The 222-nt window shown below is 52.7% G+C and carries 1 pseudogene; it reads left to right on the forward strand.

Features of this window, described 5'->3' with window-relative positions:
• Window positions 1-222 (forward strand): annotated as a pseudogene (locus tag ET33_RS35945) (IS200/IS605 family element RNA-guided endonuclease TnpB); the annotation flags it as partial.

Raw genomic sequence — 222 nt, forward strand, 5'->3', positions numbered from 1 at the left:
ATCCGCCTCGTTTCAAGAGCAAACGCAATCCCGTCCAAAGCTACACCACGAAGTTTACGAACGGCAATATTGCCGTTGCCTGCGATCTGCTGAAACTTCCGAAGCTGGGATGGGTGCGCTTTGCCAAGTCCCGTGAAATCGAAGGACGGATCTTGTCTGCTACGGTGCGTCGAAACGGCACAGGCAAGTACTTCGTTTCGATCCTGTGTGAAGTAGACATCC

The organism is Paenibacillus tyrphae (genome assembly GCF_000722545.1).
In the GTDB taxonomy this organism is placed as follows: Bacteria; Bacillota; Bacilli; order Paenibacillales; family NBRC-103111; genus Paenibacillus_G; species Paenibacillus_G tyrfis.